24 protein-coding genes are annotated in these 24,864 nt (G+C 61.5%); 4 read left to right on the top strand and 20 right to left on the bottom strand.

What is annotated here, in order from left to right:
• The 12 genes from GJB56_RS24095 to GJB56_RS24040 all read right to left on the bottom strand — a co-directional run bounded on the left by GJB56_RS24095 (position 1) and on the right by GJB56_RS24040 (position 11,484).
• Positions 1-1,011 (bottom strand): NAD(P)/FAD-dependent oxidoreductase, encoded by a 1,011-nt coding sequence (locus GJB56_RS24095; RefSeq protein ID WP_046377791.1) that lies wholly within the window; start codon positions 1,009-1,011, stop codon positions 1-3.
• Positions 1,012-1,161: 150 nt separating this feature from the next.
• On the bottom strand, positions 1,162-1,947 hold the full coding sequence (locus tag GJB56_RS24090) for a class II aldolase/adducin family protein (protein WP_113683489.1): 786 nt from the start codon (positions 1,945-1,947) through the stop codon (positions 1,162-1,164).
• A gap of 13 nt (positions 1,948-1,960) precedes the next feature.
• Positions 1,961-2,797, bottom strand: coding sequence for an ABC transporter permease (locus GJB56_RS24085; protein ID WP_113683488.1), 837 nt, complete (start codon positions 2,795-2,797; stop codon positions 1,961-1,963).
• Positions 2,794-3,657 carry an ABC transporter ATP-binding protein gene (locus tag GJB56_RS24080; protein ID WP_205318842.1) on the bottom strand — a complete coding sequence of 288 codons (864 nt, stop codon included), beginning with the start codon at positions 3,655-3,657 and terminating at the stop codon, positions 2,794-2,796. Before GJB56_RS24080 ends, GJB56_RS24085 begins: the two co-directional genes overlap by 4 nt.
• The gene (locus GJB56_RS24075) at positions 3,654-4,637 is read right to left on the bottom strand and encodes an ABC transporter substrate-binding protein (protein WP_046377789.1); all 984 of its coding nucleotides are present in this window, start codon (positions 4,635-4,637) and stop codon (positions 3,654-3,656) included. The genes GJB56_RS24080 and GJB56_RS24075 overlap by 4 nt, the downstream gene beginning before the upstream one ends.
• Before the next feature lie 204 nt (positions 4,638-4,841).
• Positions 4,842-5,798, bottom strand: a complete 957-nt coding sequence (locus GJB56_RS24070; RefSeq protein WP_019746501.1) for an NAD(P)-dependent oxidoreductase — start codon at positions 5,796-5,798, stop codon at positions 4,842-4,844.
• 109 nt (positions 5,799-5,907) lie between these two features.
• The gene (locus tag GJB56_RS24065) at positions 5,908-6,780 is read right to left on the bottom strand and encodes an alpha/beta fold hydrolase (RefSeq protein ID WP_113683487.1); all 873 of its coding nucleotides are present in this window, start codon (positions 6,778-6,780) and stop codon (positions 5,908-5,910) included.
• Between the two features lie 30 nt (positions 6,781-6,810).
• Positions 6,811-7,767, bottom strand: coding sequence for a 3-(2,3-dihydroxyphenyl)propionate dioxygenase (locus GJB56_RS24060; protein ID WP_007731630.1), 957 nt, complete (start codon positions 7,765-7,767; stop codon positions 6,811-6,813).
• On the bottom strand, positions 7,767-9,110 hold the full coding sequence (locus GJB56_RS24055; protein ID WP_021342534.1) for a M20 family metallopeptidase: 1,344 nt from the start codon (positions 9,108-9,110) through the stop codon (positions 7,767-7,769). The genes GJB56_RS24060 and GJB56_RS24055 overlap by 1 nt, the downstream gene beginning before the upstream one ends.
• Before the next feature lie 122 nt (positions 9,111-9,232).
• The gene (locus tag GJB56_RS24050) at positions 9,233-10,522 is read right to left on the bottom strand and encodes an aromatic ring-hydroxylating oxygenase subunit alpha (RefSeq protein ID WP_046377787.1); all 1,290 of its coding nucleotides are present in this window, start codon (positions 10,520-10,522) and stop codon (positions 9,233-9,235) included.
• A gap of 81 nt (positions 10,523-10,603) precedes the next feature.
• Positions 10,604-11,002, bottom strand: coding sequence for an acyl dehydratase (locus GJB56_RS24045; protein WP_070385914.1), 399 nt, complete (start codon positions 11,000-11,002; stop codon positions 10,604-10,606).
• Positions 10,999-11,484, bottom strand: a complete 486-nt coding sequence (locus GJB56_RS24040; RefSeq protein ID WP_007731639.1) for an FAS1-like dehydratase domain-containing protein — start codon at positions 11,482-11,484, stop codon at positions 10,999-11,001. Before GJB56_RS24040 ends, GJB56_RS24045 begins: the two co-directional genes overlap by 4 nt.
• 101 nt (positions 11,485-11,585) lie before the next feature.
• On the opposite strand from GJB56_RS24040, the gene GJB56_RS24035 reads away from it, so the two are divergent.
• Complete coding sequence (locus GJB56_RS24035; RefSeq protein WP_046377785.1) at positions 11,586-12,437, top strand: alpha/beta fold hydrolase; 852 nt, start codon at positions 11,586-11,588, stop codon at positions 12,435-12,437.
• A gap of 7 nt (positions 12,438-12,444) precedes the next feature.
• Positions 12,445-13,626, top strand: a complete 1,182-nt coding sequence (locus tag GJB56_RS24030) for a multidrug effflux MFS transporter (RefSeq protein ID WP_058038203.1) — start codon at positions 12,445-12,447, stop codon at positions 13,624-13,626.
• 5 nt (positions 13,627-13,631) lie between these two features.
• Here the strand turns inward: GJB56_RS24030 and GJB56_RS24025 are convergent, their stop codons facing one another.
• From GJB56_RS24025 to GJB56_RS24005, 5 genes are all read right to left on the bottom strand, one after another.
• A complete protein-coding gene (locus GJB56_RS24025) occupies positions 13,632-14,375 on the bottom strand; it encodes an IclR family transcriptional regulator (protein WP_007731643.1) in 744 nt (247 codons plus the stop codon).
• 70 nt (positions 14,376-14,445) lie between these two features.
• A complete protein-coding gene (locus tag GJB56_RS24020) occupies positions 14,446-16,377 on the bottom strand; it encodes an ABC transporter ATP-binding protein (protein WP_113683486.1) in 1,932 nt (643 codons plus the stop codon).
• Entirely contained in the window at positions 16,374-18,107 is a 1,734-nt protein-coding gene (locus GJB56_RS24015; RefSeq protein ID WP_020905870.1) for an ABC transporter ATP-binding protein, read from the bottom strand. The genes GJB56_RS24020 and GJB56_RS24015 overlap by 4 nt, the downstream gene beginning before the upstream one ends.
• Positions 18,108-18,221: 114 nt before the next feature.
• Positions 18,222-20,576 carry an MMPL family transporter gene (locus GJB56_RS24010; protein ID WP_021342526.1) on the bottom strand — a complete coding sequence of 785 codons (2,355 nt, stop codon included), beginning with the start codon at positions 20,574-20,576 and terminating at the stop codon, positions 18,222-18,224.
• Between the two features lie 71 nt (positions 20,577-20,647).
• The gene (locus GJB56_RS24005; RefSeq protein WP_113683485.1) at positions 20,648-21,265 is read right to left on the bottom strand and encodes a TetR/AcrR family transcriptional regulator; all 618 of its coding nucleotides are present in this window, start codon (positions 21,263-21,265) and stop codon (positions 20,648-20,650) included.
• Positions 21,266-21,515: 250 nt separating this feature from the next.
• Here GJB56_RS24005 and GJB56_RS24000 point away from each other — a divergent pair, with 250 nt between their 5' ends.
• Positions 21,516-22,625: a GGDEF domain-containing protein gene (locus GJB56_RS24000; protein WP_113683484.1), complete on the top strand. Its 1,110-nt coding sequence runs from the start codon at positions 21,516-21,518 to the stop codon at positions 22,623-22,625.
• Between the two features lie 12 nt (positions 22,626-22,637).
• Here the strand turns inward: GJB56_RS24000 and GJB56_RS23995 are convergent, their stop codons facing one another.
• Entirely contained in the window at positions 22,638-23,093 is a 456-nt protein-coding gene (locus tag GJB56_RS23995; RefSeq protein WP_003943908.1) for an RrF2 family transcriptional regulator, read from the bottom strand.
• A gap of 128 nt (positions 23,094-23,221) precedes the next feature.
• Between GJB56_RS23995 and GJB56_RS23990 the strand changes: the two genes are divergently transcribed.
• Positions 23,222-24,163: a sterol desaturase family protein gene (locus GJB56_RS23990; protein ID WP_113683483.1), complete on the top strand. Its 942-nt coding sequence runs from the start codon at positions 23,222-23,224 to the stop codon at positions 24,161-24,163.
• On the opposite strand, the gene GJB56_RS23985 is transcribed toward GJB56_RS23990, so the two are convergent.
• Both GJB56_RS23985 and GJB56_RS23980 read right to left on the bottom strand, forming a co-directional pair.
• Positions 24,129-24,467: a DUF202 domain-containing protein gene (locus GJB56_RS23985; protein WP_113683482.1), complete on the bottom strand. Its 339-nt coding sequence runs from the start codon at positions 24,465-24,467 to the stop codon at positions 24,129-24,131. The two genes, GJB56_RS23990 and GJB56_RS23985, sit on opposite strands and share 35 nt — an antisense overlap.
• Positions 24,468-24,818, bottom strand: a complete 351-nt coding sequence (locus tag GJB56_RS23980; RefSeq protein ID WP_029537421.1) for a YidH family protein — start codon at positions 24,816-24,818, stop codon at positions 24,468-24,470.
• Between the last annotated feature and the right edge of the window lie 46 nt (positions 24,819-24,864).

Below are 24,864 nucleotides of genomic sequence, written 5' to 3'. Positions count from 1 at the left end.
CTAGCTCTCCTGTTCGGTGGAGTGTCCAGGGAAGATTTCTGCTTCCGGATCCAGCACTGCCGCAGCGTTGTTCACCGCAGTCGCGGCCTCGCCGAAACCGACGGCGATCAAGCGGACCTTGCCGGGATAGTCCGTGATGTCCCCGGCGGCATACACACGCGGAACATTCGTCTCCATCCGTGTGTTCACCGCGATGTGGCGATTGTCGATCTCGATTCCCCACTCCATCATCGGACCGAGGTCGGCCGTGAATCCCAATGCAGCGATGACGGATTGAGCGGGCAGCGTGGACGTGCTCTTGTCTTGTTTGTGGGTGATGTCGACCTCGCCGATCCACCCGTTTCCACGTACCGCCGAGACATCGGCGTTGACGAGAACCTGGACACTGCTTTCCTGCACCTTGGCGACTGTGGATTTGTGCGCGCGGAAACGATCTCGCCGGTGAACCAGGGTGACGGACTTGGCAATCGGTTCCAGGTGAACGGCCCAGTCGAACGCGCTGTCGCCGCCACCGACGATGACAACGTCTTTCCCGGTGTGCGCCGACAAATCCGGGACGAAGTAACTCAGCCCCCGATCCATGAACTCCGAACCCTTCGCCAACGGACGCGGGGTGAAGGTTCCGATGCCGCCGGTGATGACAACCGCGCCGGCCACCACGACCTGGCCCGTGCTGGTGGTGATCCGCACCCGGCCGTCGTCGTCATGCGACAGCTCACGAGCCTGCATGCCCAGAAGGTACACCGGATCGAACGGGGCAGCCTGCGCCATCAAACCCTCGATCAGGTTGCGTCCCTTGACCGAAGGGAATCCTGCGATGTCGAGGATCGCCTTCTCCGGGTACATCGCACTAACCTGTCCCCCCGGTTCCGCAAGGGCATCGATCACGGCAACCGAGAGGCCGCGGAAGCCTGCGTAGTACGCGCCGTATAGCCCGGCGGGGCCGGCACCAATGATCAGAATATCGACGCCGATCTCGTTGTCGGTCGCCGTGGAAGACGTTGTGTTCACGCTCGATACGGTATTGCGCTGACGGACTCCCGCAAATGAAACCGGTCCGCTCAACAGACCTCGGTAACAGTTGCGGGACACCACGAAAAGGGCCCGCCGACCTCTCGGTCTACGGGCCCAATGCTCGCAAGAATTCAGTGCGCGAAGAATTCAGTGCGCGAATACCTCGGGTTCGTCTGCTGCGATCTTCTGGATGATGGTCGAGTACGCAAACCACCCCACCTTCTCGGTGCCGACTGCCTCGTAGGTCTGCGCCGCGATCTTCTCTTGCAGGACAACCGGATCACCGGCGGCTCGCGCCGTCAGCTCCGCCTGCATCGACCGCTCCATCGACACATACCACCACACTGCGCTCTCCACGGAAGTTCCGACGGTCAGATGACCGTGGTTGGTGAGGATCACGGCCTTGTTCGATCCGAGGGCATCCGCGATGCGAATCCCCTCCTCTTCGTCCAGCGCCACCCCGTGATACTCCTCGTAGATCGAGTGATCCTCGTGAAAGGCGCACGCGTCCTGAGTGATCGGCGTGAGGCGGGTGTGCAGCGAGGAGAACGCCTTACCGTTCAAACCGTGAGCGTGAACAGCTCCGATGACGTCGGGACGAGCCTCGTGAACCTTGCTGTGGATGACAAACGCTGCTCGGTTGAGCGGTCCGTCTCCGGAAATGACCGTGCCGTCCGACGCCACATGCAGCAATTCCTCCGGCTGAACCTGGGAGAAGTGCCGCCCGAACGGCGCAGTCCAGAAAGTCTCCGGATCCTCTGGGTCTCGGGCGGTGATATGTCCCGAGATTCCCTCGTCCAAACCGAATTTCGACAAAATCCGATACCCGCCGATGACAGCGGTCTTGCGACGACGCCGCTCACTCTCGATATCGGTGAACTCGGGCGGTCCCGGAATTCCGGCCTGCTCGGCAATGCTCAGCGGGTGATTCATGCTGCGCTCCTGACTATTTGACGCCGTAACGGGCGAGGTACCGCGAGGACAGAATGCGGAGAATCCGGTCGAAGATGAAGCCCATGATGCCCAGGACGATGATGCCGACGAACGTCCAGTCGATCCGGCCGTAGTTTCGAGCCTGCCAGATCATCGAACCGATACCCTGGTCGGCGGCGACGATCTCCGCCGACACGATGGTGAGGAAGCTGTTGCCCATCGCCAGGCGAGCGCCCGTGACGATGCCGGGGATCGACGACGGCAAGACCACCGTCTTCATGATCTGAAGTTTGTTGGCACCAAGATTTGCCGCTGCCTGCAGTTTGTTCTCGCTGATCGCTACAGTCGCGGCAATCGTGCTGACCGTGACGATGAATACCGAGGTGTAGAAGATCAGAACAACCTTCGACGTCTCACCGATGCCGAACCAGACGACGGCGAGAGTGACAAACGCAATAGGCGGAATGAACCGGAAGAACTCGATGTACGGATCGAGGAGCTGTCGCACGATGGAAATGCGGCCCATCAGAATTCCGACGGGAGCACCGATCACGACACCCAGGAACCAGCCGATGAGAATTCGCTGACCCGATGCGGTGATCGACGACCACAGAACGCCGCTCTCCCACAGTTCCTGTGCCGCCGACCATACTTCGGCCGGTGATGCAATGGTGGTCGGCCCGTACCACCACGCCAGGAACGACCAGATGCCCAAACCGATTGCCGCTGAGGCTGCATACATCAGCGTCGCTTTGACAATCTTGGATCGCCGCGCCGACGAACGCTTTTTTGTCTGCGCCACCTTCGCTGTTCTCACACCGGCTGAACCACCGGTCACTGCAGCCGTCACAGCTCGTCCTCCTCAATGCCTTGGTTCCGCAGCGACGCAACCACTTCTGCCCGAATGTCGTCCCGCAGCTTCTCATAGAGCTCGATCACCTCGGGATCGTTGCGGTCTCGCGGACGAGCCGCATTGACCTCGTAGACGCTCTTGATCCGGGCCCGCGGGCCGGCCGACATCACGATCACACGGTCAGCCAACGTCAGTGCCTCGTCGATATCGTGAGTCACGAATACCACGGTGCAGCGGGTCAGCCGCCAGATACGGTCGAGTTCGGTCTGCAGAACCTGACGAGTCTGAGCGTCCAACGCACCGAACGGCTCGTCCATGAGAACCAACGACGGCTGGTTGGCAAGAACTCGTGCGATCTGAACACGTTGCCGCATACCGCCGGACAGCTGCGAGGGGAACTTCGCACCCGCGTGGGGCAAGCCGACCATCGCGAGGTACTCGGCCGCGATACTCGCCTGCTCGCTGCGGTTCGCTCCACGCATCCTGGGGCCGTAGGCCACGTTCTGGCTCACGGTCATCCATTCGAACAACGCTTCGGAGCTCTGAAACACCATGCCGGCGTGGCGGTTACTGCCGGCGACGACATCTCCGTCGCACACGATCTCGCCGGCGCTGGGTTCCACGAAGCCGGCCATGGACGACAGCAGCGTCGACTTGCCGCAGCCACTCGGACCGAGCAGACAGACGAATTCACCTGGCTGCACGTGCATGTCGATTCCGGCGACGATCTCCGCCGCGCCGAAGCTGATTCCGAGGTCGACCACGTCGATGGCAACACCGGTGTTCTTCTTGCCGGGGCCGGCTGTCCCCGCGCTATTCGTCGAGCTGGTCGTTGAACCACTTGTTGCGATACTCACTGTGCACCATCCTTGTACCAATCCAGAAGCATTGCCGATTCGAGATCCGGCTGGTCGCTGAGAACACCGATCGACTTGTAGAAATCTACGATCGACTGAGCCGACTCGACATCCGCAGCTTCGAGATTCACCACGGCGAAGTCGATCTCGTCCACCGCGGCAATAGTCTGATCCTCGCTGACGTTCACAGCCGCCTTGGTCGCGGACGCTGCCACGCCCGGATCCGACTCGACCTTGCGCGTTGCCTCGTCGAGCACCTTCGCGACGGTTCGCGCTGTCTCTTCGTTGGACGACAACCACGGAGCCGTCGTGATCGCCCAATGATGATAGAACCAGCCGTAGTCTCCGGTTACTGCCACCACGTGGCCGGTTCCCTGATCCAGGGCGGTGGCCGGCCACGGCTCCCACAGGACAAACCCGTCGATGTCGCCGCGACTGAGCAGTGCGGGCATGTCCGTCGGGGTCGCCGAGATCATCTCGACCGAACCGGGGGCAATGGAGTTGGCAGCGAGGTACTTGTCCGTCGAAATCTGGCTGAGACCCGGGACGATGCCCATCTTCTTGATCGCAGCCGGTGAGTCGACACCGTTACGCAGCACGACCTTGATGTAGTCACCCGACGCCTCGTACGAGTACATCGCGCGCAACGACGGATTCTGACGCAACTGGGCGATCGTTGTCGTATCGGAGCTACCGGCGATCTGGACCTGCCCGGTCGAGAGTGCGTCGACGGCCTCGCCACCACGACCGAACTGGACGAGTTCGACGTCCAAACCGGCAGCGTCGAACATGCCTTCCTGATCCGCTACGAAGAACGGAGCGTAGGAAGCATCGATTCCGACTGCGATACGCAGTGGTCCACTTCCGGCGGAATCAGCTGTGCTTTGCGTCGCCGGGCGGCTGCATGCGCCGGTTGCAACGGTCAGCAGCAGCGCAGCCGAAACAAGAGCAGTCCTTCCAAACTTTGACAGCGAGGCCATCTACTCACACCTTTGTTTGTGATCTGTGCCGCAGTTGCGGGTCGTGGAGAGCAAACCTAGCTGTGTGTACCTACACCCGAGAACCAACCGGGTCCACCGTGCGGACCGGGGACAGGAACTTACCTCGGCGAAACACTGCACCTGGAGGAACGTGCGGACCGAAATACTTCGGTAACACGGCCCTCGATCACAATGTCCACCGAATCACAATGTCCACCGAATTGTCTGCGAGCGCAGCGCACTGGCGACATTCTGCGCCGTCATCGAATAGATCGACGCACGCGCTCCGGCGCTGCCGCCGGCGACGTGCGGGCTCAGGAGGGTCGAATCGAATCCACGGAGCGGGCTCGAAATCGGTAGTGGTTCAACGTCGAACACATCGAGGGCAGCGCCGCCGACATGCCTGGAACGCAAGGCACGCGCCAATGCCGCGTCGTCGACGACAGCGCCGCGCGCCACATTGACCACGATCGCTCCGGTGGGCAACTGCGCAACTCGATGGGAATTGATCAGTCCCCGAGTTGATTCCGTAAGCGGGACGGCCAGCACCAGGACATCCGCGAGAGGCAGTAACTCGTCGAGTGACACAAACGTCGCAGCCACAGTGTCACGCGGTCTCGAACGCGCGGTGACGTAGACGTCGCAACCGAAGGCGGCAAACAATTCTGCACACCGGCGGCCGATCGAACCGACACCTACGACGCCGACCCGGCGCTGCGCCAGATCGCGGCAATCGCGCGTCAGGATGGATTCCTGTGGCCATCGACCATCGGTAACCTCGTTGTGCGCCCAGAACATGGAGCGGCACAACACACCTGCCGCGAGCACTGCCCACTCCGCAACCGAATTCGCGTTTGCACCGGGAGTATTCGCCACCGGAACTCCGGCGGCGCGCCATGCTTCGGCATCGATGAAATTGGTTCCGGCACCAGGCTGTTGGACGAGGAGCACATTCCGGCCGAGTTCTGCTTCCTCCTTGCCCAGTGGCAGATCACCACTCCAGTCCCCCACCACGACGTCGCATGTCGGCAACTCCGCACGGAGCGCCCCCGTGGTGCGCTCAGGTAATCGAACTACCTCCGCCTCACCCCTGACGGCGTCACGGATTGCGGTACCGAGTCCGTTGTCGGCGTCGGCCGTCAGCAGAAGTACTTTCTTCACGAGAACTCCTTCGCTGTAAGACGATGACTGTACCTTCGAAAACGCGGAAGCCGGCCTCCCAATCGAGAGACCGGCTCCATTACGCAGCAGTATATTTGGCAGGAACTTCTCAGATAGCTGCCTTCGCGCTGGTTGATGCCTTTGCCAAGAACTCGAGGCTCAGCGGGTTGTACTTCGCTGCCTGCTCGTGCTGCGGCCAGTGACCGCACTCCGAGTAGAGTTCGAGCTGAGCGCCCGGAATATCCTCGGCCATCTTCTTCGCTTCCGGAACATCACCGAACGGATTTTCCTGACCCCAGACCACAAGAGTCGGCGCCTTGATGAGTGCCATTCGATCCGGGCGCAGCAGGTTCCGCTGGCGAACCTCCATCTCCTGCAAGGAAAGGAGGTTGTGGATGTTGGCGACAAAATCAGGCTGATGGTAGATCCGGTGACGAGCCTGAACCAATTCCTCGGTTGCATCGGCGGGATCATGCATGAGCAACTGCATACGTGCGCGGGTCAATTCGATGTCGTCGCTCTGGACGGCCTTCGCGGTCGACGTCTTGATGCGCTCCATGACTACCGGGTTCGCGACTGTTCCGCCTGCTGCCAGCAACTGCAGCGACAGAACACGTTCGGGCTGCTCGCTGGCCAGGTAGGCAGCGACCCAACCACCGAGGCTTTCACCCACCAAGTGCACACGGTCCAGTCCGACCGCGTCGAGGTAGTTCACCAAATGCTCGACGTAGCGCGGAATCTCGTACGGGTAGTCAGGCTTGCCGGTGTAACCATGGCCGAGCATGTCGATCGCGTGAACCCGGTAAGACTCGGCGTGCGGTGCAATATTGCGTGCAAATGCCTCGAGGTGTCCGCTGGTGCCGTGCAGGAAGATCACGGCCTCGTCACCGGATCCTGCCTGCAGAGAGCGCGTGGGCACACCGCCGGCGTCGACGGTCGTCAACTCGAAATCGAGCCCGGCAAGTTCGTTCCAGATTGTCATCAGAGAAACTTCCTTTACTGAAGGTGCAGATTATGTTGTTGCGCTGTCTGTTCCAGCTGGATCGAGAATCGTGACACCCATACCGGTGAGCCACTCGGGAATCGCTTCGTAGGCAAGGCGTTCACCCGGAACGTAGTCGAGCATCGCGGCCATCATGAGCCAGGTCCGCAACTCCTGCGCACCGTTGCCCGCCTCGTCTTCGATCTGCTGCGTCGTGAACTCGGCAAGCTCACTTGCCTTGCCGCTGGCAAACAGATCAAGAATTCGGTCATCGAACTCCGGAGTGATCGCGGCATCGGCTGCGCGGATGATCTGGCGTCGCCGGACGTCGTAGTCGGACCAGTTCTCCCGGCCGTCCAGCCAGGCTTGAACCATGAAATCCTCGTCCTCACCGTGCGGATCACGCCAGTCCGGCCAGGGCAGACGATGAGACAATCCACCGGACGCGATCACCACGACCCGGGTATCCGCCGGATACGACGCAACGGCATCCCGCAGGGCCTTCGCCACTTCCTCACATCGCTTGAACGTCGGGAGGGGCGGCGCGAATACGTTGACCACCAACGGAACTATCGGAACATCGATTCCGTCGAGAAGGTACTGAATCGCGTGAGACTGACCATGATCGATCTGCAATCGCGCCGAGTAGGCAAGATCGAACCGGCCACCTTCGATCAGCTCGTTTGCAAGGTGCCTGGCGAACTCCACGTCGACCCGTTGCGGCCCCTTGGGTGTTCCTGACTCGCCACTGGAAATGCACTCTCCGACGCCGAGAGTGAACGCCGGAATCAGATCCAGCCAGAAACCGCGAAAGTGGTTGGAGCCGAGAATCAAGACAACATCGGGTTTCGACGCCGCGATCTTCTCCCGGCTCAGATACAGCGCGTCCCTGAAGCGTTCGGCCTCCGCCTTGTGCGTCGTCTCTTCCCAATGGGTGTTCATCAAGGTGCTGTGGGAGGCACCGATACCCAGAACTATCTTCGCCATCAGTCGATTCCTACTTCCTCGAGCGAGCGGGTGACGGTGTCGAGGGCCACTCGGATCAGATACTTCGTAAATCTCTCCGCCGCAGCGAGATCCACAGTGTTCATCCCCATCGCGAAGTCCACCTCGAAGGGTGCGTCGACCACCTTGGGCATACCCACCCGAATCGTCGGGATGCCGCGGCTGCGCAGGATGTTTGCGTCGGTGGCTCCACTGGCGTCGAAGAAGTCCTGATGCGGCTCTCCTTCGGCAGCCTCCCACGCGTCGACTGCGGCGCGGCGCAACCACATTCGAGGGTCGGAACCCTCACCGGGGATGGCAAGAACCTGTTCGACGTCGATCTGTAGATCCAGCGATTGTGCGATCTCCGCCACGACAGCTTTGAGTTCACGCTTGGCTGCGGTGGGCGTCGTCCGCGGGCTGAGCCGCAGATCAACGGTAAGGCGCACCTGCTCGGGGGTGAACGACGCTGTTCGCTCCCACCCGCCGCGGATGTTGGCGACGATCCCCTGGGGCGCAACCAAACCGTCCTGATGCGCCGCCGAGTACTTCGGGAACCATTCCTCCAACTTGGCGACCACCTCGCCGGCGGCGGTAATCGCGTTGCGGTACGGCAACCGGTGGCGCGAGCCGACGTAGGTGTGCAGACCGTGCACCGTGATCTCGAACCAGGCCAGGCCCACTTCTTCCCAGGAAACCGTCCAGCCGGGCTTGGCGATCAGCGCGCAGTCCGCCCACACTCCCTGTTCCAGGAGGAACGAGCAGCCGACGCCCTGGCCGGTGTTGTGTCGGGGGTTTCCGACACCGGGGCGGGCATTGGTCGGCATACCGCCGGCGCCGAATCCGAGTACCAGGTCACCGCGGAGCGGAATGCCAGCTGCGGCAATTGCTTCGGCCGCTGCGACGATGCAGACGGCGTGGCCTTTGGGGTTCGACGCACCTAATCCGATCACGTAGTTCTCGTCGAACTGGGCGTGCGGCGTCAGATCCGCTCGCAGCTCGTTTCCCACCCACGGCAGGTCTTCCGCCGGATCGCCCGTCGTGACGGTGTCGATCGGCGCATACAGCAACAGGTCCGGTCCGGACCCGTCACCGCGGAGCCTTCCCCACGAGTTCGCTTGCCGATCATCGAGATCCATTGTGTGGGCCTCGATGCCCGACGCTGCCAGGACCGCCGTGATGTGGCGGGCCAGCGGTGCTTCGTCACCCGTCGGACTGGGAATGTTCACCACCGAAGTGGCGAGATCTCGCAATCGCGCACGATCGACATGGGCGTAGGCTCGCTCGACCCATTCCCGGCGCTCGTCGCCTAGGCCTGCGAGAGCGTCGGCCCTCGCAGTGGTCATGGATTGACCTGATGTACCTGAGTATTGCTGCGCTCGCCGGCCAGCTGCCACAGCTTGGGAACTGCCACTGCAACAGCGGCACCGATAGCGACAGCCGTCAGAATCTTGAACATGTATCTCTCCTATTCGCTGGTGCCGGTGGGAATCTGAGCGTCGGCGACAGGGGCCGAGCGGGACGTTGGCGTCCGGCGCTCTCGGGTGGGCCTGACCGGCGCCTTGGGGGTGTGCTTGGCCGCGTCGGCGATCTTCTCGGCGTACTCTTCCTCTGCCAGATTTCGCCACGTCGTCAGCGACACGTCCGGTCGGTACAGCTTCTCCGGCGGCGCGTCGGTGACCTCGACCATCCACGCATCCTGACCCGAGAACTGACCGTGGAACAGCCAGCGGATCGCGCCGAGGTACTTGGCGTAGAAGCCCAATTTTGCTGCGCCGGAGACGAAGTTGACCATGAGGCCGACGTACTTGTGGTTGTCTTCGTCCACCGGGACGTAGAACTCGTAGTGAATGAACTTGGGGTACGCGATGCGCAGGACACCCGGCATGGACAGTGAAGCAAAACCGGGGAAGTTCTGAGCTGCGATCACAGGATTGACATCCAGGCCGGCGCCGACGTTTCCGATCTGCGAAATCTGGGTCTCGTCCGGCTTCTTCTTCCACCACCGCTTGTTCGTCCAGGTTCCCACGCCCGGGAATTCCGCCTCCCAGTACACCTCTTCCTGCACCCGGTAGATCCAGCGTCCCTCCGGAACGATGCTCGTGATGTTCCACGTGGGCATCGGCTTGAACAGACGCCACAATGCGGTGCGGTGCAGGTACTTCGCATGTCCCTCGTCGAAACCGTTCTCACATGCGAAGCGCCAGTTGCCTTCTCGGGGCTGAATCCGACCACCGACGATACCCTTGTTCTCCACCAGCTCACGCGGCAACTGGTCGTCGATGGACGGCGCCGGCTCGTTGGCGATCGGGATGTACACCCACACCAGACCGAGTCGCTCCTCGATCGCATAGGTCTGGACGTTCAGCTTGCCGCAGATCTTGGAATCCGGACCGTCGGTGATGACCGCGGCCAGCTTGCCGTCGGTGAGCCGGTACGTCCAGCCGTGGTACGGGCAGCTGACGGTTCCCGGGAACTGCTGATCGCCCTCGGACAACGGAACGCCGCGGTGCGGGCACCGATCGTGCAGGGCATATGCCTTGCCTGCGTCGCGGATGATCGCCAGCTTTTCACCACAGATGGTGAAGCTCTTGGGGTCTTTGGTGATGTGGTTCGACCACGTGACCGGGTACCAGTAACCGCGGTATCCGCTGCCGGCTGCGTTGTAACCCGGCCATGCCGTCCAATCCTGCCGACCGGCCGCTCGTGGCCGCTCGGGCAGCGCGAACGTGGCTTCCGACGCCTCGACACCAGTCATGTGAAGTCCTCTCGACACTGAACGTTTGAATGAAACAGATCTTGGGTGAGATTGCGGTCTACGCCAATGGATTCGGTTCGCTCAGCAGACCCGGACCACCACAGCGGTTCCGACGGCACACAGCACGCCATTGTCCGAATGCTCCCGCATTGTCAAAGTTAGTTGGTCACTGTCGATTTGGGACACTTCACCCGACACCTCGAGTGTGGTTCCGACGGGCGCGGGCGCACGATTCTGCCAGGAGACGGACACAACTCCTTCGTATCCACCGGCAAAGTGTGACGCGGCACGAAAGAACAGCGTGCCCTGCAACTGGGCCATGACCACCGGTGCGGACAACCCCTCCGTCTGCGCATAGGAGGCGTCGTAGTGAATACGGTGCGAATTGTGCGTCGACGCCCCGAATCGAAGGATCCGAACCGGATCGCAGACCAAGGTCACCGATTCGATCGGCGTGCCCACGACTACTGTTTCGGTCATCGGACGATGAACTTCTCGACGACCTCGGCAAATGCGCCGGACTGCGCACCCCGGTAAGTCTTGGTGACCGAGAGCAGCAGAAACTCGTCCGGAGCCCGGCCCTTGGTCGTCACGGTATCGAGTACTCGCCCTACGACGACAGCCTCACCCAGCGGGGCCGGTCGCAAGAAAGTCACACTCTGCCCGCCGGCCATCAAGCGCACGTCGATACCGTCTGTGCCCGGCACTTCGTCACGGAACATGCCGTCTGCTCGGTACTCTCGATCGGAGCCACCTTGCGGTCCTCGCAAAAGCGAAGGCAGATACATCGGATGGACGGCAAATGCCGGGTGCTCCGGGTCGAGAAACCGGGGGTCCGTCTCGGCGGTGGCAACCGCAAACGCAACCGACTCCGCCGGACGCACCGTTCCCAACTCTCGCGTTTCCCGCGTACCGATCATCGCCTCCGCGCGATCACGCGCGTGCTCGAGTTCTGTTCTCATGCCAGCACGCTAGGCATTCGGAAGTCTCACAGCCACGAACCGGGTTCGCCTGCCGGACCGCGATACTTCCCATACCGCTCACCTCGAGGTCAGGTATAGCCATGGCTGATCAACCGAAGAGCTTGTACGCCAAAGCAGATGGCGTCACATTCCATTACTACGACCTCGGCGAGGGCGACCCCACGATTTTCCTGCACGGAGGCGGCCCCGGCTGCACTGCGTGGTCCGACTTCGGGCCGGTGGCACCGCTCTTCGCCTCGGATCGACGAGCGATTCTCGTTGATCTGCTGCAATACGGTCGGTCCGACAAGTGCACCATCGCCGGCCCAATGTGGGACTTCCACGCCGCCAAGATGGTTGCCCTGCTCGACGAACTCGGAATCGAACGCGCAGACTTCGTCTGCAACTCGTGGGGCGGCACCATAGCGCTCAATCTTGCGGCAAAGTACCCGGAACGCGTTCGCTCCCTGGTGATCACGGGCAGCATGCCCGTCTTCTACGGTCCACTCGCGCCGCTCCCCGAGGATGGCCGGCGTGGCCGCAACGCCCGCGACCTCTACTACGGCGGCACCGGCCCCACCCTCGAAAAACTCCGCACCTTGATCACCAGTCTCGAATGGTTCGACGGATCGAAGTTGCCCGCCGAAACCCTCCAGATGCGATACGAGCAAAGTCTCGACCCCGAAGAAATGGCCCTGGCTGCCTCGGCGGACTCACCTCGTGGCGATTGGCAGGATCTCACAGCTGAACTCGGCCAGATCCAGGCGCCGACGCTCTTCGCCTGGGGCATGCACGACGCATTCCTCACCCCGGACTACCCGCTCATGCTGGCGCGGATGATTCCCCATGGCCATCTCTACATCATGGACAAGGCGTCGCATCATCTTCAGGAAGAACGACCATACGACTACTACAGTGTAGTTTCGGGTTTCCTTGACCAACAGCACAACTGAACGAACGGTGATCGCCCCGACGGGCGGTGCACGGATCCGATTGGTACTGCTTCTCGGAATTCTCACCGCCCTCGGGCCGTTCACCGTCGACATGTATCTTCCTGCGCTGCCACAGATCACGCAGGAATTCGGCACGTCGGACACGATGGTTCAGCTGACCCTGACGGGCACACTGCTGGGTCTGGCTTTCGGCCAGTTGCTCATCGGCCCACTGTCCGACATCTACGGACGTCGACGTCCCCTGCTCGTGGGCACCGTAATTCACGTCGGCGCGTCGTTGGCCTGCTTCTTTGCTCCGTCCATCGAAGTCCTCACTGCGCTGCGAACCCTTCAAGGTTTCGGCGCCGCCGCGACGGGCGTGATCGCGATGGCAATCGTTCGTGATCTATTCACCGGACACGATGCGGCAGTTGTACTTTCGCGGCTGATGTTGGTCATGGGCGTAGCGCCCATCCTGGCCCCCTCCATCGGCGGGGCACTGATGTCCGTAACACAATGGCGCGGAGTCTTTCTCGCTCTCTTCATCCTGGGCATCGCGATGATCGCACTCGCGGCAGTATCGCTGCCGGAAACACTTCCACCCGAGAATCGGTCGGGCAAGGGCATCGGCGCCATCGCGCGAAACTACATTGCGCTCGGCAAGGATGCCCACTTCATGGTGTTGGTGCTCGTGTGCGGTCTCGGCCGCGGCGTTTTGTGGTCGTACATCGCCGCGTCGTCCTACGTGATGCAGGAACAGTTCGGACTGAGCGCCACCGCATACGGATTTGCCTTTGCCGGCGGCGCCGTCGTTTTGATCGGTTCGTCCCAGCTCAACGTCGTGCTTCTCGGCCGGTGGTCGCCGAATTCCATCACGATCTGGGCAATGTGGGGCAGTAGTGCCGTCGGCGCTGCATTTGTTGTTGTTGCCGCCACCGACTCGTGGGGATTCGTCGGGTTTGCCGTCCCCATCCTGCTGATGCTCTGCGCAACGGGTTTTGTCATGCCCAACGCACCGGCGGTTGCACTGTCCCGTCACGGAGAAGCCGCAGGCTCAGCAGCCGCGCTGATCGGATTTGCGCAGTTCGGCGCTGCCGCTGTGGTTGCGCCCATCGTCGGCCTTCTCGGCAACACCAGTCTTGCCGTGGCCATCTCCATGACCGGGGCTTCGGTTCTCGGCGTGATCGCGCTGCTCTGCGTGCGTCGATAAAACGGTTATGCCGAGCGTTCGAGAACCGATACCTTCCGGCTGATCCCTTCGGCCGCCGCGCGCAACGGTTCGGCAAAACGCTCGGTATCCATTCGATACCGCGGACTCGACACACCGATCGCGGCAACTGCTTCACCAAGTCCACCGAAGATCGGGGCAGCGATACTCGATGTTCCCAGGCGAACCTCTTCGGTCTCGACCGCCAACTGCTGCGAACGAACAGCGTCGAGTTGCCTACGTAACCCGTCTTCCGAGTTCACCGTCCGATCGGTGAACTCGACAAATCCGTTGCCTGTCACCGCTCGAAAAACGGAATCCGGTGAGTACGCGAGTATCGCTTTGCCGGTTGCCGTGGCATACATCGGCAGCCGGCCAGCCACCCGCGACGGCAGGTCCACCCCGTGATGACCGGAGATCTTGTCGATGTACAGAACATCGAGGCCGTCGCGAATCGCGAGGTGAACCGTCTCCCGGGTCGCCGCGTGAAGATCCTGCACATACGTCAAGGACACCTCGCGCAGAATACGTTGACGAGGAACCAACTGCCCCAGTTCGAAGAGCCGTAACCCCAACCTGTACTTGGTTCCGACCCGTTCCAGTAGACCAAGAGACACCAGTTCACCGGCTATTCGATGCACCGTCGCCTTCGCAACACCACTCCGATTCGCAAGTTCGGTCAGCGACAGCGCACCCGAATCCGCATCGAAGGAATCGAGTATCAGGCGCGCTTTCCCCAGCAACGAATGCATCGCCGAGCGCCTCCAGTACACAGAATGTGGTCCACCCAGCGGACCAAGTCTGCTCCAGTCTACTGAGGCATCAGATCTCCGCGCCCACGAATTGGCTGTTGTACAGACGGAAGTACGCGCCGCGGGATTCGAGCAGAGCCTCATGGCTCCCCTGCTCCACGATCCGGCCTTCCTCCATCACCACGATCAGGTTCGCATCACGAATTGTCGAAAGACGGTGCGCGATGACAAAGCTGGTGCGGTCGTTGCGCAGAACCGCGGTGGCGCTCTGGACCAGCAGTTCGGTGCGTGTGTCCACCGAACTGGTCGCCTCGTCGAGGATCAGGATGGACGGCTGCGAGATGAAGGCGCGGGCGATAGTGATGAGCTGCTTCTCGCCTGCACTGACGTTGCTGCCTTCCTCGTCGATGACCGTGTCGTAACCCTCAGGCAGAGAGTGCACGAACTTGTCGACGTAGCTCATCTCGGCCGCACGACGAATCTCCTCGTCGGTGGCACCAGGCTTGCCGTAGGCGATGTTCTCGCGGATGGTTCCACCGAACAGCCACGCGTCCTGCAGAACCATGCCGATCCGTGAGCGCAGATCGTCTCGCGTCATGTCGGCGATGTCGATGCCGTCCAAAGTGATTCGGCCCGAATTGAGTTCGTAGAACCGCAGGATGAGGTTGACGAGGGTGGTCTTGCCGGCGCCGGTGGGTCCGACGATCGCAACCATCTGGCCCGGCTCGGCAGTCAGGGACAGGTCCTCGATCAGCGGCTGTTCCGGCTTGTAACTGAAGGTGACGTTCTCGAACTTGACGCGACCCTTGTCGACCGTGGGCGACTTCGCACTCTTCGGGTCCTCCGACTGCTCCTCTTGGTCGAGCAGCGCGAAGACCCGCTCGGCCGAAGCGACGCCGGACTGCAGCAGATTGGTCATCGACGCGATCTGCGTGAGCGGCTGGGTGAACTGCCGCGAGTACTGGATGAACGCTTGCACGTCGCCGAGGGTCATCGTTCCGGATGCGACGCGCATGCCACCCACCACTGCGATGGCGACGTAGTTGAGGTTGCCGAGGAACATCACGGCCGGCATGACCAGACCGGAGATGAACTGCGCCTTGAAACTCGACTCGTACAGATCCTCGTTCTGCTTGCGGAAGCGCTCCTCGACCTCCTGCTGGCGGCCGAACACCTTGACCAACTCGTGACCGCTGAATGCTTCCTCGACCTGTGCATTGATTCCGCCGGTGCTCTTCCACTGCGCGACGAAGTGCTTCTGCGAACGTTTCGCGATGAACGCCGTGACCATGATCGACAGCGGAACAGTTGCCACTGCAATCAGGGCGAGCAACGGTGAGATCCACAGCATCATCACCAGAATGCCCAGGACGGTCATCACCGACATGACCAACTGGCTGAGCGTCTGCTGCAAGCTCTGCGCGACATTATCGATGTCATTGGTCACGCGCGAGAGTACGTCACCGCGGGCATGGGTATCGAAGTACCGCAAGGGAAGTCGATGAATCTTCTGTTCGACGTCCTCACGCAGCCGACGAACGGTCCGTTGCACAACGATGTTGAGCAGATACGCCTGCAGCCAACTGAACAGCGACGCGCAGACGAACAGCAGCAGCACGATCATCAAGACCTTGCCGACGGCGTCGAAATCGATTCCGGTTCCGGGCACAACGGCCATGCCGGACACCATGTCGGCGAGTTGACCCTGCCCCGAAGCGCGCAATCCTTCGACAGCCTGTTCCTTTGTCGTCCCCGGCTGGAGTTGCTTACTGACGATGCCGTCGAAGATCAGATTGGTGGCGTTTCCCAGGATCTTCGGCGCGATCGAGGAAAGTACGACGCTTGCCGTCACCAAAGCGAAGATCAGGATGACGATCGGCTTGTCCGGGCTCAAGCGACCGAGGAGACGCTTGAGCGAAGGGCCGAAGTTCATGGCCTTCTTGGTGGGATCGCCGCCGCCGGGCGGGCCGATGGGAGGCGAGGAAGTCGGTCGATTACTCATGATGCGTCCTGTACGGCTAGCTGAGAGGCGACGATTTCGCCGTAGGTGGGACAACTGACCACGAGTTCGTCGTGCGTGCCGATCCCCACGATGGCGCCGTCGTCGAGCACGATGATCTGATCGGCCTCGACGATAGTGGAGATACGCTGCGCGACAACGACTATGCAGGCGTTCTGCGTGACCGGCCGGAGCGCCGCACGCAGCCGTGCGTCGGTAGTGAGGTCGAGTGCCGAGAAGGAATCGTCGAACAGATAGATCTGCGGCTTACGCACCAACGCTCTCGCGATGGCGAGTCTCTGACGCTGACCGCCCGATACCGTCGTACCGCCTTGTGCCACCGGTGTGTCCAGGCCTTCTGGCATGGCGCGGACGAAGTCGGCAGCTTGGGCGATCTCGAGGCACTCCCACAGCCATTCGTCGGTAGCTTCGGGGTTTCCGTAGCGGAGATTGGTGGCGACAGTGCCGGAGAACAGATACGGCTTCTGCGGGACCAGACCGATCACCGAGCAGAGCAGCTCCGTGTCGATGTCGCGGACGTCGACGCCGCCCACCGATACCGATCCGGAGGTGGAGTCGATCAAACGTGGAATCAGGTTGAGCAGAGTGGTCTTTCCCGAACCGGTGCCGCCGATGATCGCCGTCGTCTTGCCTGGTTCGGCGCGGAAGGTGATGTCGCGCAACACTGGCTCCTCGGCTCCGGGGAACTGGAACTGAGCCCCACGAAGCTCGACGACGCCCGGGTCCTTCAACTCCAGGACCGGATTCTCGGGCGGAATCACCGAGGAATCGGTGTCGAGTACCTCGGAGATACGTTCGGCGCACACCGACGCACGCGGCAGCATCACCGCCATGAAGGTGGCCATCATGACGGCCATCAGGATCTGCATGATGTAGCTGAGCATCGCGGTGAGCGAGCCGATCTGCATCGAGCCCTCGTTGATCTGATGGCCACCGAACCAGATGACCGCGACGCTGGTGACATTGCTGATCAGCATCACGAGCGGGAACATCAGTGCCATGAGGCGGCCGACGCCGAGTGCAGTCTCCGTCAGTTCGCGGTTGGCGTCGCCGAAACGCTCTACCTCGTACGGTTCCCGTACAAACGCTCGGACGACGCGGATGCCCGTGATCTGTTCGCGAAGAACACGGTTGACGGCGTCGAGGCGGCCCTGCATGACCCGGAATCCGGGGACCATCCGGGCAATCAGGAAACCCATCGAGACTACGAGGAGCGGGACGCTGATCCCGAGGATCCAGGAAAGATTCAGGTCCTGTCGTAGAGCCATGATGATGCCGCCGATACACATGATCGGAGCCATGACGAGGATGGTGCAACTCATCACGACCATCATCTGTACTTGCTGGACGTCGTTGGTATTGCGGGTGATCAGCGAAGGCGCACCGAAGTGCCCGACTTCCCTGGCCGAGAACGTCCCGACCTGATGCAGCACCGACGCTCGGAGGTCGCGCCCGACGCCCATGGCGACTCGCGCTCCGAAGAAGACGGCACCCACCGAGCACAGGATCTGCGTCAGCGTGACCATCAGCATCATCCCGCCGGTGGAGAGGATGTAGCCGGTGTCGCCTTTGGTCACGCCGTTGTCGATGATGTCGGCGTTGAGACTCGGAAGGTAAAGGGCCGCCATAGTCGAAATAAACTGCAGGACGACAACGCCCGTGAGTTCACCCCGGTACGGCGTCAGATAAGTGCGCAGCAGCCTGATCAGCATAGTGAGCGAAGGTTACCAATCCTGGCCGACATGTGCCGCTGGATATTTCGATACACAAAAACAGCTGTGCGCCTTTATTAACCGCGGGGGGTTAATAAAGGCGCACAGCAGAGATCAAGCAGATGCGGACTGCAGTTCCGCTTCCTTCTCGTCACGGAGGGCCTTGCTGAGCTTCTCACCCTCGATGTCGACGTTCGGCAGAATCTTGTCCAGCCACTTCGGCAGCCACCACGCCTTGTCGCCGAGCAGTGCCATGACGGACGGGATGATCACCATGCGCACGATGAAGGCGTCGAAGAACACCGCCGCGGCGAGCGCGAATCCGATCGACTTGATGAACGAGTTCGGTTCCGCGATGAAGGCACCGAACACGGAGATCATGATGACCGCGGCCGCACTGACCACGCGGGCACCGTGATTGAAGCCGATGGTCACGGCCTCCTTCGCGCTCGCACCGTGGACGTACTCCTCACGCATACGCGTCACGAGGAACACCTGGTAGTCCATCGCCAACCCGAACACCACGCCGATCAGGAAGATCGGCATGAAACTCACGAGCGGTTGTGGGTTCGAGATGATGCCCAACCAACCGTGCTGGAAGATCGCCACCGTCGCACCGAATGTCGCGAGCACGCTGAGCAGGAAGCCGAGCGTCGCCGTCAGCGGAACCAGGATCGAACGGAACACCAAGAGCAACAGAATGAATGCAAGGCCGACCACTACGGCAAGGTAGGGCACCAATGCATCCTTCAGCGTGTCCGAGACGTCGCCTTCGAGTGCGGTCTGACCGGTGATGCCGTAGCTGACGCCGATCGAATCGTTGAGTCCCGCTTCTGCTCCGCGGAGGCTGCCCACCAGATCCATCGTGGCCGGATCGGTCGGTCCGCTCTTCGGAGTGATCAGTACCTGCGCGGTGTTGCCGGCCTCGTTGACTCCGACGACCTGTGCGTTCTGGACGTCACCGAAGCTCGAGATGGTCGAGACGACCTCCGCAAAGGCCTCCCCGGCGGGGACGCTGGCATCCTTGGCGTCGACAACCGCGATCAGCGGTCCGTTGCGGCCGTCACCGAAGCCCTCGTCGATCAGGTCGTACGCCTGACGCGCACTGGTCGCCGGGTCACCGGTGGCCTCCGACGGCAATGCCAGGCTCAATCCCGTTGCGGGCAGAGCCAATGCGCCCAGAAGGACTACTCCACCGATCAGCGGCACGAGCGGACGACGAACGACGGCGGTGATGAAGCGCAGAGCCAACTTCGGCTTGCCCGAATCATCGTTTTCGGACTCCTCCGCACGCTTGCTGAGGAAGGGAATCTTGCCGGCAAAAGCCTTGCGCCCGAACATACCCAGGATCGCGGGCAGCAAGGTCAATGCGATCAGGACCGCGATCAGCACCGTGAAGGCCGCTGCCGCACCCATGTCCGAGAGGAACGGGATACCGACGACACGCAAGGCAACGAGCGCGATGATGACTGTCAAACCGGCGAATACCACTGCGGAACCGGCGGTTCCGACGGCGCGACCTGCTGCTTCGGCACGGTTGTCGGTGAGGGTGAGCTCATGCCTGAACCTGGACATGATGAACAGCGAGTAGTCGATCGCCACGGCCAGACCGATCATGATCGCCAGCGTCGGAGTCATCGAACTGAGATCCATGAATCCGGTGGCAACCGTGATTCCAAGGCTGCCGATAGCGATACCGATGATCGCGGTGAGGAGCGGAAGCCCCGCGGCCACAAGCGAACCGAAGGTGATGGCCAGAACGACAGCGGCAACGGCGATACCGATCAGCTCGGTGACACCACCGGGCATCTCCGCTTCCTGTGCAGCAGAACCACTGACCTGGACGTTGAGTCCCTCGGCCCGACCGACATCAGCTGCGGAGTTGATCGAATCACGTAACGCCTGATCGAGATCGGCGAAGTCACCGCTGAACGGAACCTCGACGTACCCGACCGTGCCGTCGGCACTGAGCGGCGACAACGCGCGCGCGTCGTCCACGGCCTGCGTCTCGGAAGTTCCAGCCGCAGCAGCCTTTTCCTTGAACATCGCAACCATGGAGTCGTTGCCGGTAACCGGATTGACCAACGCCTTCGCGGCCTGTTCCGGAGTGGCAGTCGCCGGGTCCACCTTGGCGGAGTCGGCGACCTTGTCGATGCCACGGATACTCTCGAGCATCTCGTCCATGGCCTTGACGTTCGCCGGATCGGCCAGCGTCGTGCCCGCCGGAGCTTGCACTACGTATCGTGCGCTCAGCGAATCCATCGGGTTGGGCGCGTCGGGAAAACGCTCCGCCATCAGGTCTTGCGCCTGCTGTGCCGGGGTTCCCGGAATGGAGAACGAATCCTTGGTGGGGCCGGACAGAGTGGCTGCCCCGACGCCCATCAGGACCAGGATTATCAGCCAAACGCTGAGGACCGCGCCTTTTCGCCGGTAGGCGAACTTGCCGATCCGATAAAGATAGGTGGCCACGACGGGCTCCTTGCTGTTTCGGTGCGTGTACGTGGACAGGTATTACGTGTGGGGCTCAGAGACGGGACATCTCAGGGACGCGACATCTCAGGGGCGGGCAATCCGGCACGAATCTGCCGAAAAGCGTCGTGAACCAACTCCTCCGGACTGGAAGCCTCCGACTTTCCGCCAGTCCAGACGTCGATCACCGATTTAGCGGCTCCGCCCACCGCTCCCAGGAGGAGCGTCGGGTACAGGTCCTTCTCGGCGTCGGTACCGGTGCGTTCCGCCAATGCCTGAACGACTGCACGGTTGATCCGCTGATGCATGTCTGCGGCATCCCGGTAGAGCGCGGGACTCGAATCCGACAGCAGCCAGATACTTGCCTTCTCACTCCCACTCGGACCTGAGTCGTTCACGATTTCGACCACAAGTTCTTCGAGGACGTCGAGAATTGGTTCGTCCGCGGGCCGCGACGCAAGCGCCTCGATCCACAGGTTCACCGATTCCTCGAAACTGGCGAGCACTGCCTCCTCCTTGCTGGAGAAGTAGTTGTGGAACGTCCTCGTCGACACTCCGGCCTCGGAGGCGATCGCGTCAGCGGTGACGCATTCGATCCCCAGCGCACGAGCGAGCCGTGCTGCCGCGCCACTGAGTGCGGCACGGGTTGCTGCCTTCTTGCGGTCGCGAAGGCCTTGTTCGATGATCACTCCAACACGGTACCCAACTTGCAGAGCTCTGCAACTTTGCAGAGGTCTGCAATATTGTGCGATCGAACACACAGCGCGGAAACTCGAGGCGTACCTCACACTCACGCACGGCAAATGCCTGAACAGCGCGACAGAGAGAGTTGTGAGCGGCTCCACGGCGTGACTCCCACTGCCAAGTTGACGCGTGAATCAACATGGCCTGACATACTTTGCGGTGAATTAACCGCAATGTGCTCGGCGAAGGAATCTGATGGACCCGCTCCTGCATACCTGGCCGGTTTCGTCCACGGTAATGCTGTGGGGATCGAAGTCCGGACGAGGCTCCGTACTACGTCTCGTCCGTCTCACCATCGGATTCTGCTCACTCAATTTCTCGATCGTGGCGTTCCTGTTTCTCCTCAGCGGAGAGGGCCCGGACGGACCGTTTGCGCGCAGTTGGCTCGTCGGCATTGCGACCGTCAACCTGATCCCCACGATTCTCTGGTTTGTCGGCCGAATCAGAGGTTCACGCATGCTCAAGCTCTACGGTCTGTGGGCGGATCTCGGAACTGCCTCGATTCTCATCACCTTCACCAGCCATAACGCCGCCCTTTTCGGCGCGGCACTCTTTGTGGCCACCGGCGCCTACTTCACCTATTTTCTCGACCGCCGCTGGCTGGCATTCCACCTCGCCTTTGCCACGACGTTTGTCATCGCCCTGACCGTGCTCGGCCTGACGAACGGCGACTACTCGGCAACCAGCGTGATTGCACGCACCGACGTCGTACTGTGTGCCGTGATCTTCATTCCGGCCACCATTCAATTCACCTGGCGGCAATTACTCTCGCGCGCAACGGGATCCAAGGTGGATGTACTCACCGGACTCCTGAACCGGCGAGGGCTGTGGGACATGTCGGAGCGTATCTGGTCGGTCGCGTCGGCAAATCGTGCCGACATTGCTGTTGCCGTCGTCGACATCGACAAGTTCAAGGCTGTGAACGACACCTTCGGTCACGAAGTCGGTGACGCCGTCATCATCCGGACAGGAACGCGCCTGCAGGAGCATGTGAACGGTTTCGGCTACGCCGCGCGCACCGGCGGCGAGGAGTTCACCGTTGTGATGATCGGCACCCCGTACGGACTTCGCAAAAGAATCGCGACACTGCCCAAAGCCGTCGTGAACGCTTCCGACGACCCCTTGGCCACGGTCAGCGTCGGAGCAGCGACGCTACCTTTCATCCCGCATCAGGAAGAGTTCGACTACAACGAGTTCTCCCGAGCAATCGTTGCGGCCGATCATCTGATGTACGACGCAAAATCCGCGGGAGGCAACACTGCGAACACTGCTCCTATGACTGTTCCACGTCGACGGGCACACTGAAACCGGGCTGTATCAGCGCCGATTCCACGCCTCGGGATCTGCCGTCAGTTCGTGAATGAATTCGGGCAACTCCCCACCTGCAACATCGGTGAGTGTGACATTTTCGAGCACAGCACGGAGGTTGACGCGCACTGCAATCCACACCTCCTTGAGGGGCGTCGCCGGCCCCCCGTAGTCGACGTCTTCCGGTCGCTGACCCCGAATCGAAGCAAGCGGTCCTTCGACGGCTCGTATGACGTCGGCAATCGTGATCTCGTCCGCGGACCGAGCGAGCCAGTATCCCCCGTCCGGGCCTCGACGGCTGTTGACCAAGCCGCCGCGCCGCAGGTCCGAGAGCACCGCTTCCAGGAACTTGTGGGGTATGACCTGGGATTTGGCGAGAAACTCTGCCTTGGCCGGGTCAGGACCTACTGCCGCGAGCTCGACCAGAGTCCGCACGGCGTAGTCCACCTTCGCGGTGATATGCACCGGCAATTCCTACCATCGTTCTATGAATAGTCGCAACAAACCTGCGAGTTCTTCGCCGCAAAGGGTTCCGTGACGTTACATTTTGATGCATGATGTAACGATCGAAGCTAGAGAACAGGACAAATCGCGTGTGGGAAACCCTTCTCGAATCATGGAAGTCACTTCTCGAACCGCTCCATGATCCAGTCACGCTCGCAATCCCCGCGTTTGTCATCTTCCTGGCAATCGAATGGTTCGCGGCCCGCGCTCTCGAGGATCATCCCGACGACGCCGACGGACGCGCACGACCCGCGGAAGGTGGCTACCGAAGCGTCGACGCCAGAACCAGCGTTCTGCTCGGACTCGTGTCGATCGCAACGAGCACCTTCTGGAAAGTGCTGGCGCTGATCGGCTATTCCGCAATCTGGGTGTACCTCGCTCCGTGGCACCTCTCGCCGACGGCCTGGTACACCTGGGTGATCCTGCTGCTCGGAATCGACGTCCTCTATTACGCGTATCACCGCATCGCGCACCGAGTTCGGGTCATCTGGGCCACACACCAGGCTCACCATTCGAGTGAGTACTTCAACTTCAGCACCGCACTGCGGCAGAAGTGGAACAACAGCGGTGAGATCATCATGTGGTTGCCGTTGCCGTTCCTCGGGATTCCGCCGTGGATGGTGTTCGTCGGCTTCTCCGTCAGCCTCGTCTACCAGTTCTTCGTCCACACCGAACGTGTCGGAAAACTTTGGCGGCCCATCGAATTCATCTTCAACACGCCGTCACACCATCGCGTCCACCACGGCTCCGACGCCGAGTACCTCGACCGCAACTACGCCGGAATTCTCATCATCTGGGACCGGATGTTCGGAACCTTCGCGGCCGAAACCCACCGGCCCACCTACGGACTCACGACGCCGGTCGGAACGTACAACATCTGGAAGCTCCAAACACGCGAATACGCTGCCATCGCTCGCGACTGGAAAGCGTCGAAGTCGTGGCGCCAGCGCGCAGGCTACGTGTTCGGCCCACCCGGCTGGGCACCCAAAGCCGAGGTTACTTCAGCAGAATCCCCAGCCCCGTCGCACTGAGCAGGAGCAGGGCGACCGCGAGAGCTGCACCCATACCCAAAGCTGGCGTTGCCTTTTCGGCTGAGAACTGGGCCAACCGCCTGGGCCGCGACCGACGTTCGTAGACCGTCACCGCGACGACAAGCACGGCAGCGAGGGACGGGCCGATCAGTGCTAGCGAACCGAACGGCGGCAACCATCTCAAACAGGCGGCAGACAAGCCGAGGATCGACAGACTCGTCCGTACGAACGAGAGCGATGTGCGCTCGGACTGCAAGCCCTTGTCCGGAGGCTTGACACCTTCCGACGGTTCCAGCGCGGTCAATCAGTTCACGACCTCGACCACCAGGACGGTCGCGCAGATCACCAGCACGATGCCGACCACCGGCGCCATCAGCGGTACCGGCAACGAGCGCTCAGCACGCAGCGCTCGCTCGGCACTGATCCAGTGAACAAAAGAAGTGATGGCGATCAGAGCGCCTCCGACGAGTAACAACGCGGCCAAGCCGGCACGAACCGTCGGGTTGAGAATGTCGCCGCCGAACGCTTCGAGTCCGACGCCCGACGCGACAAAGGCCGTCGCCGTGCGGATCCAGGCCAGATACGTCCGCTCATTGGCGAGAGTGAACCGTGGATCGGGGTCTTCACCCGTTCGGAACGGTCTCCACCGGGGCATCACCTGTTCATTCCGTCCGGGCAGAAATCGCACACTGCCTTCGGAA

It is taken from the genome of Rhodococcus sp. AQ5-07, assembly GCF_009707305.1.
GTDB classification, from domain to species: Bacteria; Actinomycetota; Actinomycetes; order Mycobacteriales; family Mycobacteriaceae; genus Rhodococcus_F; species Rhodococcus_F erythropolis.
This window is presented reverse-complemented; position numbering and strand designations above follow the sequence as displayed.

Bases quoted from the DNA above. Each gene is read 5' to 3' on its own strand.
- GJB56_RS24090 (WP_113683489.1), bottom strand. From the start codon at position 1,947: ATGAATCACCCGCTGAGCATTGCCGAGCAGGCCGGAATTCCGGGACCG.
- GJB56_RS24075 (WP_046377789.1), bottom strand. From the start codon at position 4,637: ATGGCCTCGCTGTCAAAGTTTGGAAGGACTGCTCTTGTTTCGGCTGCG.
- GJB56_RS24065 (WP_113683487.1), bottom strand. From the start codon at position 6,780: ATGACAATCTGGAACGAACTTGCCGGGCTCGATTTCGAGTTGACGACC.
- GJB56_RS24060 (WP_007731630.1), bottom strand. From the start codon at position 7,767: ATGGCGAAGATAGTTCTGGGTATCGGTGCCTCCCACAGCACCTTGATG.
- GJB56_RS24055 (WP_021342534.1), bottom strand. From the start codon at position 9,110: ATGACCACTGCGAGGGCCGACGCTCTCGCAGGCCTAGGCGACGAGCGC.
- GJB56_RS24050 (WP_046377787.1), bottom strand. From the start codon at position 10,522: ATGACTGGTGTCGAGGCGTCGGAAGCCACGTTCGCGCTGCCCGAGCGG.
- GJB56_RS24045 (WP_070385914.1), bottom strand. From the start codon at position 11,002: ATGACCGAAACAGTAGTCGTGGGCACGCCGATCGAATCGGTGACCTTG.
- GJB56_RS24040 (WP_007731639.1), bottom strand. From the start codon at position 11,484: ATGAGAACAGAACTCGAGCACGCGCGTGATCGCGCGGAGGCGATGATC.
- GJB56_RS24035 (WP_046377785.1), top strand. From the start codon at position 11,586: ATGGCTGATCAACCGAAGAGCTTGTACGCCAAAGCAGATGGCGTCACA.
- GJB56_RS24025 (WP_007731643.1), bottom strand. From the start codon at position 14,375: ATGCATTCGTTGCTGGGGAAAGCGCGCCTGATACTCGATTCCTTCGAT.
- GJB56_RS24020 (WP_113683486.1), bottom strand. From the start codon at position 16,377: ATGAGTAATCGACCGACTTCCTCGCCTCCCATCGGCCCGCCCGGCGGC.
- GJB56_RS24015 (WP_020905870.1), bottom strand. From the start codon at position 18,107: ATGCTGATCAGGCTGCTGCGCACTTATCTGACGCCGTACCGGGGTGAA.
- GJB56_RS24000 (WP_113683484.1), top strand. From the start codon at position 21,516: ATGGACCCGCTCCTGCATACCTGGCCGGTTTCGTCCACGGTAATGCTG.
- GJB56_RS23980 (WP_029537421.1), bottom strand. From the start codon at position 24,818: ATGCCCCGGTGGAGACCGTTCCGAACGGGTGAAGACCCCGATCCACGG.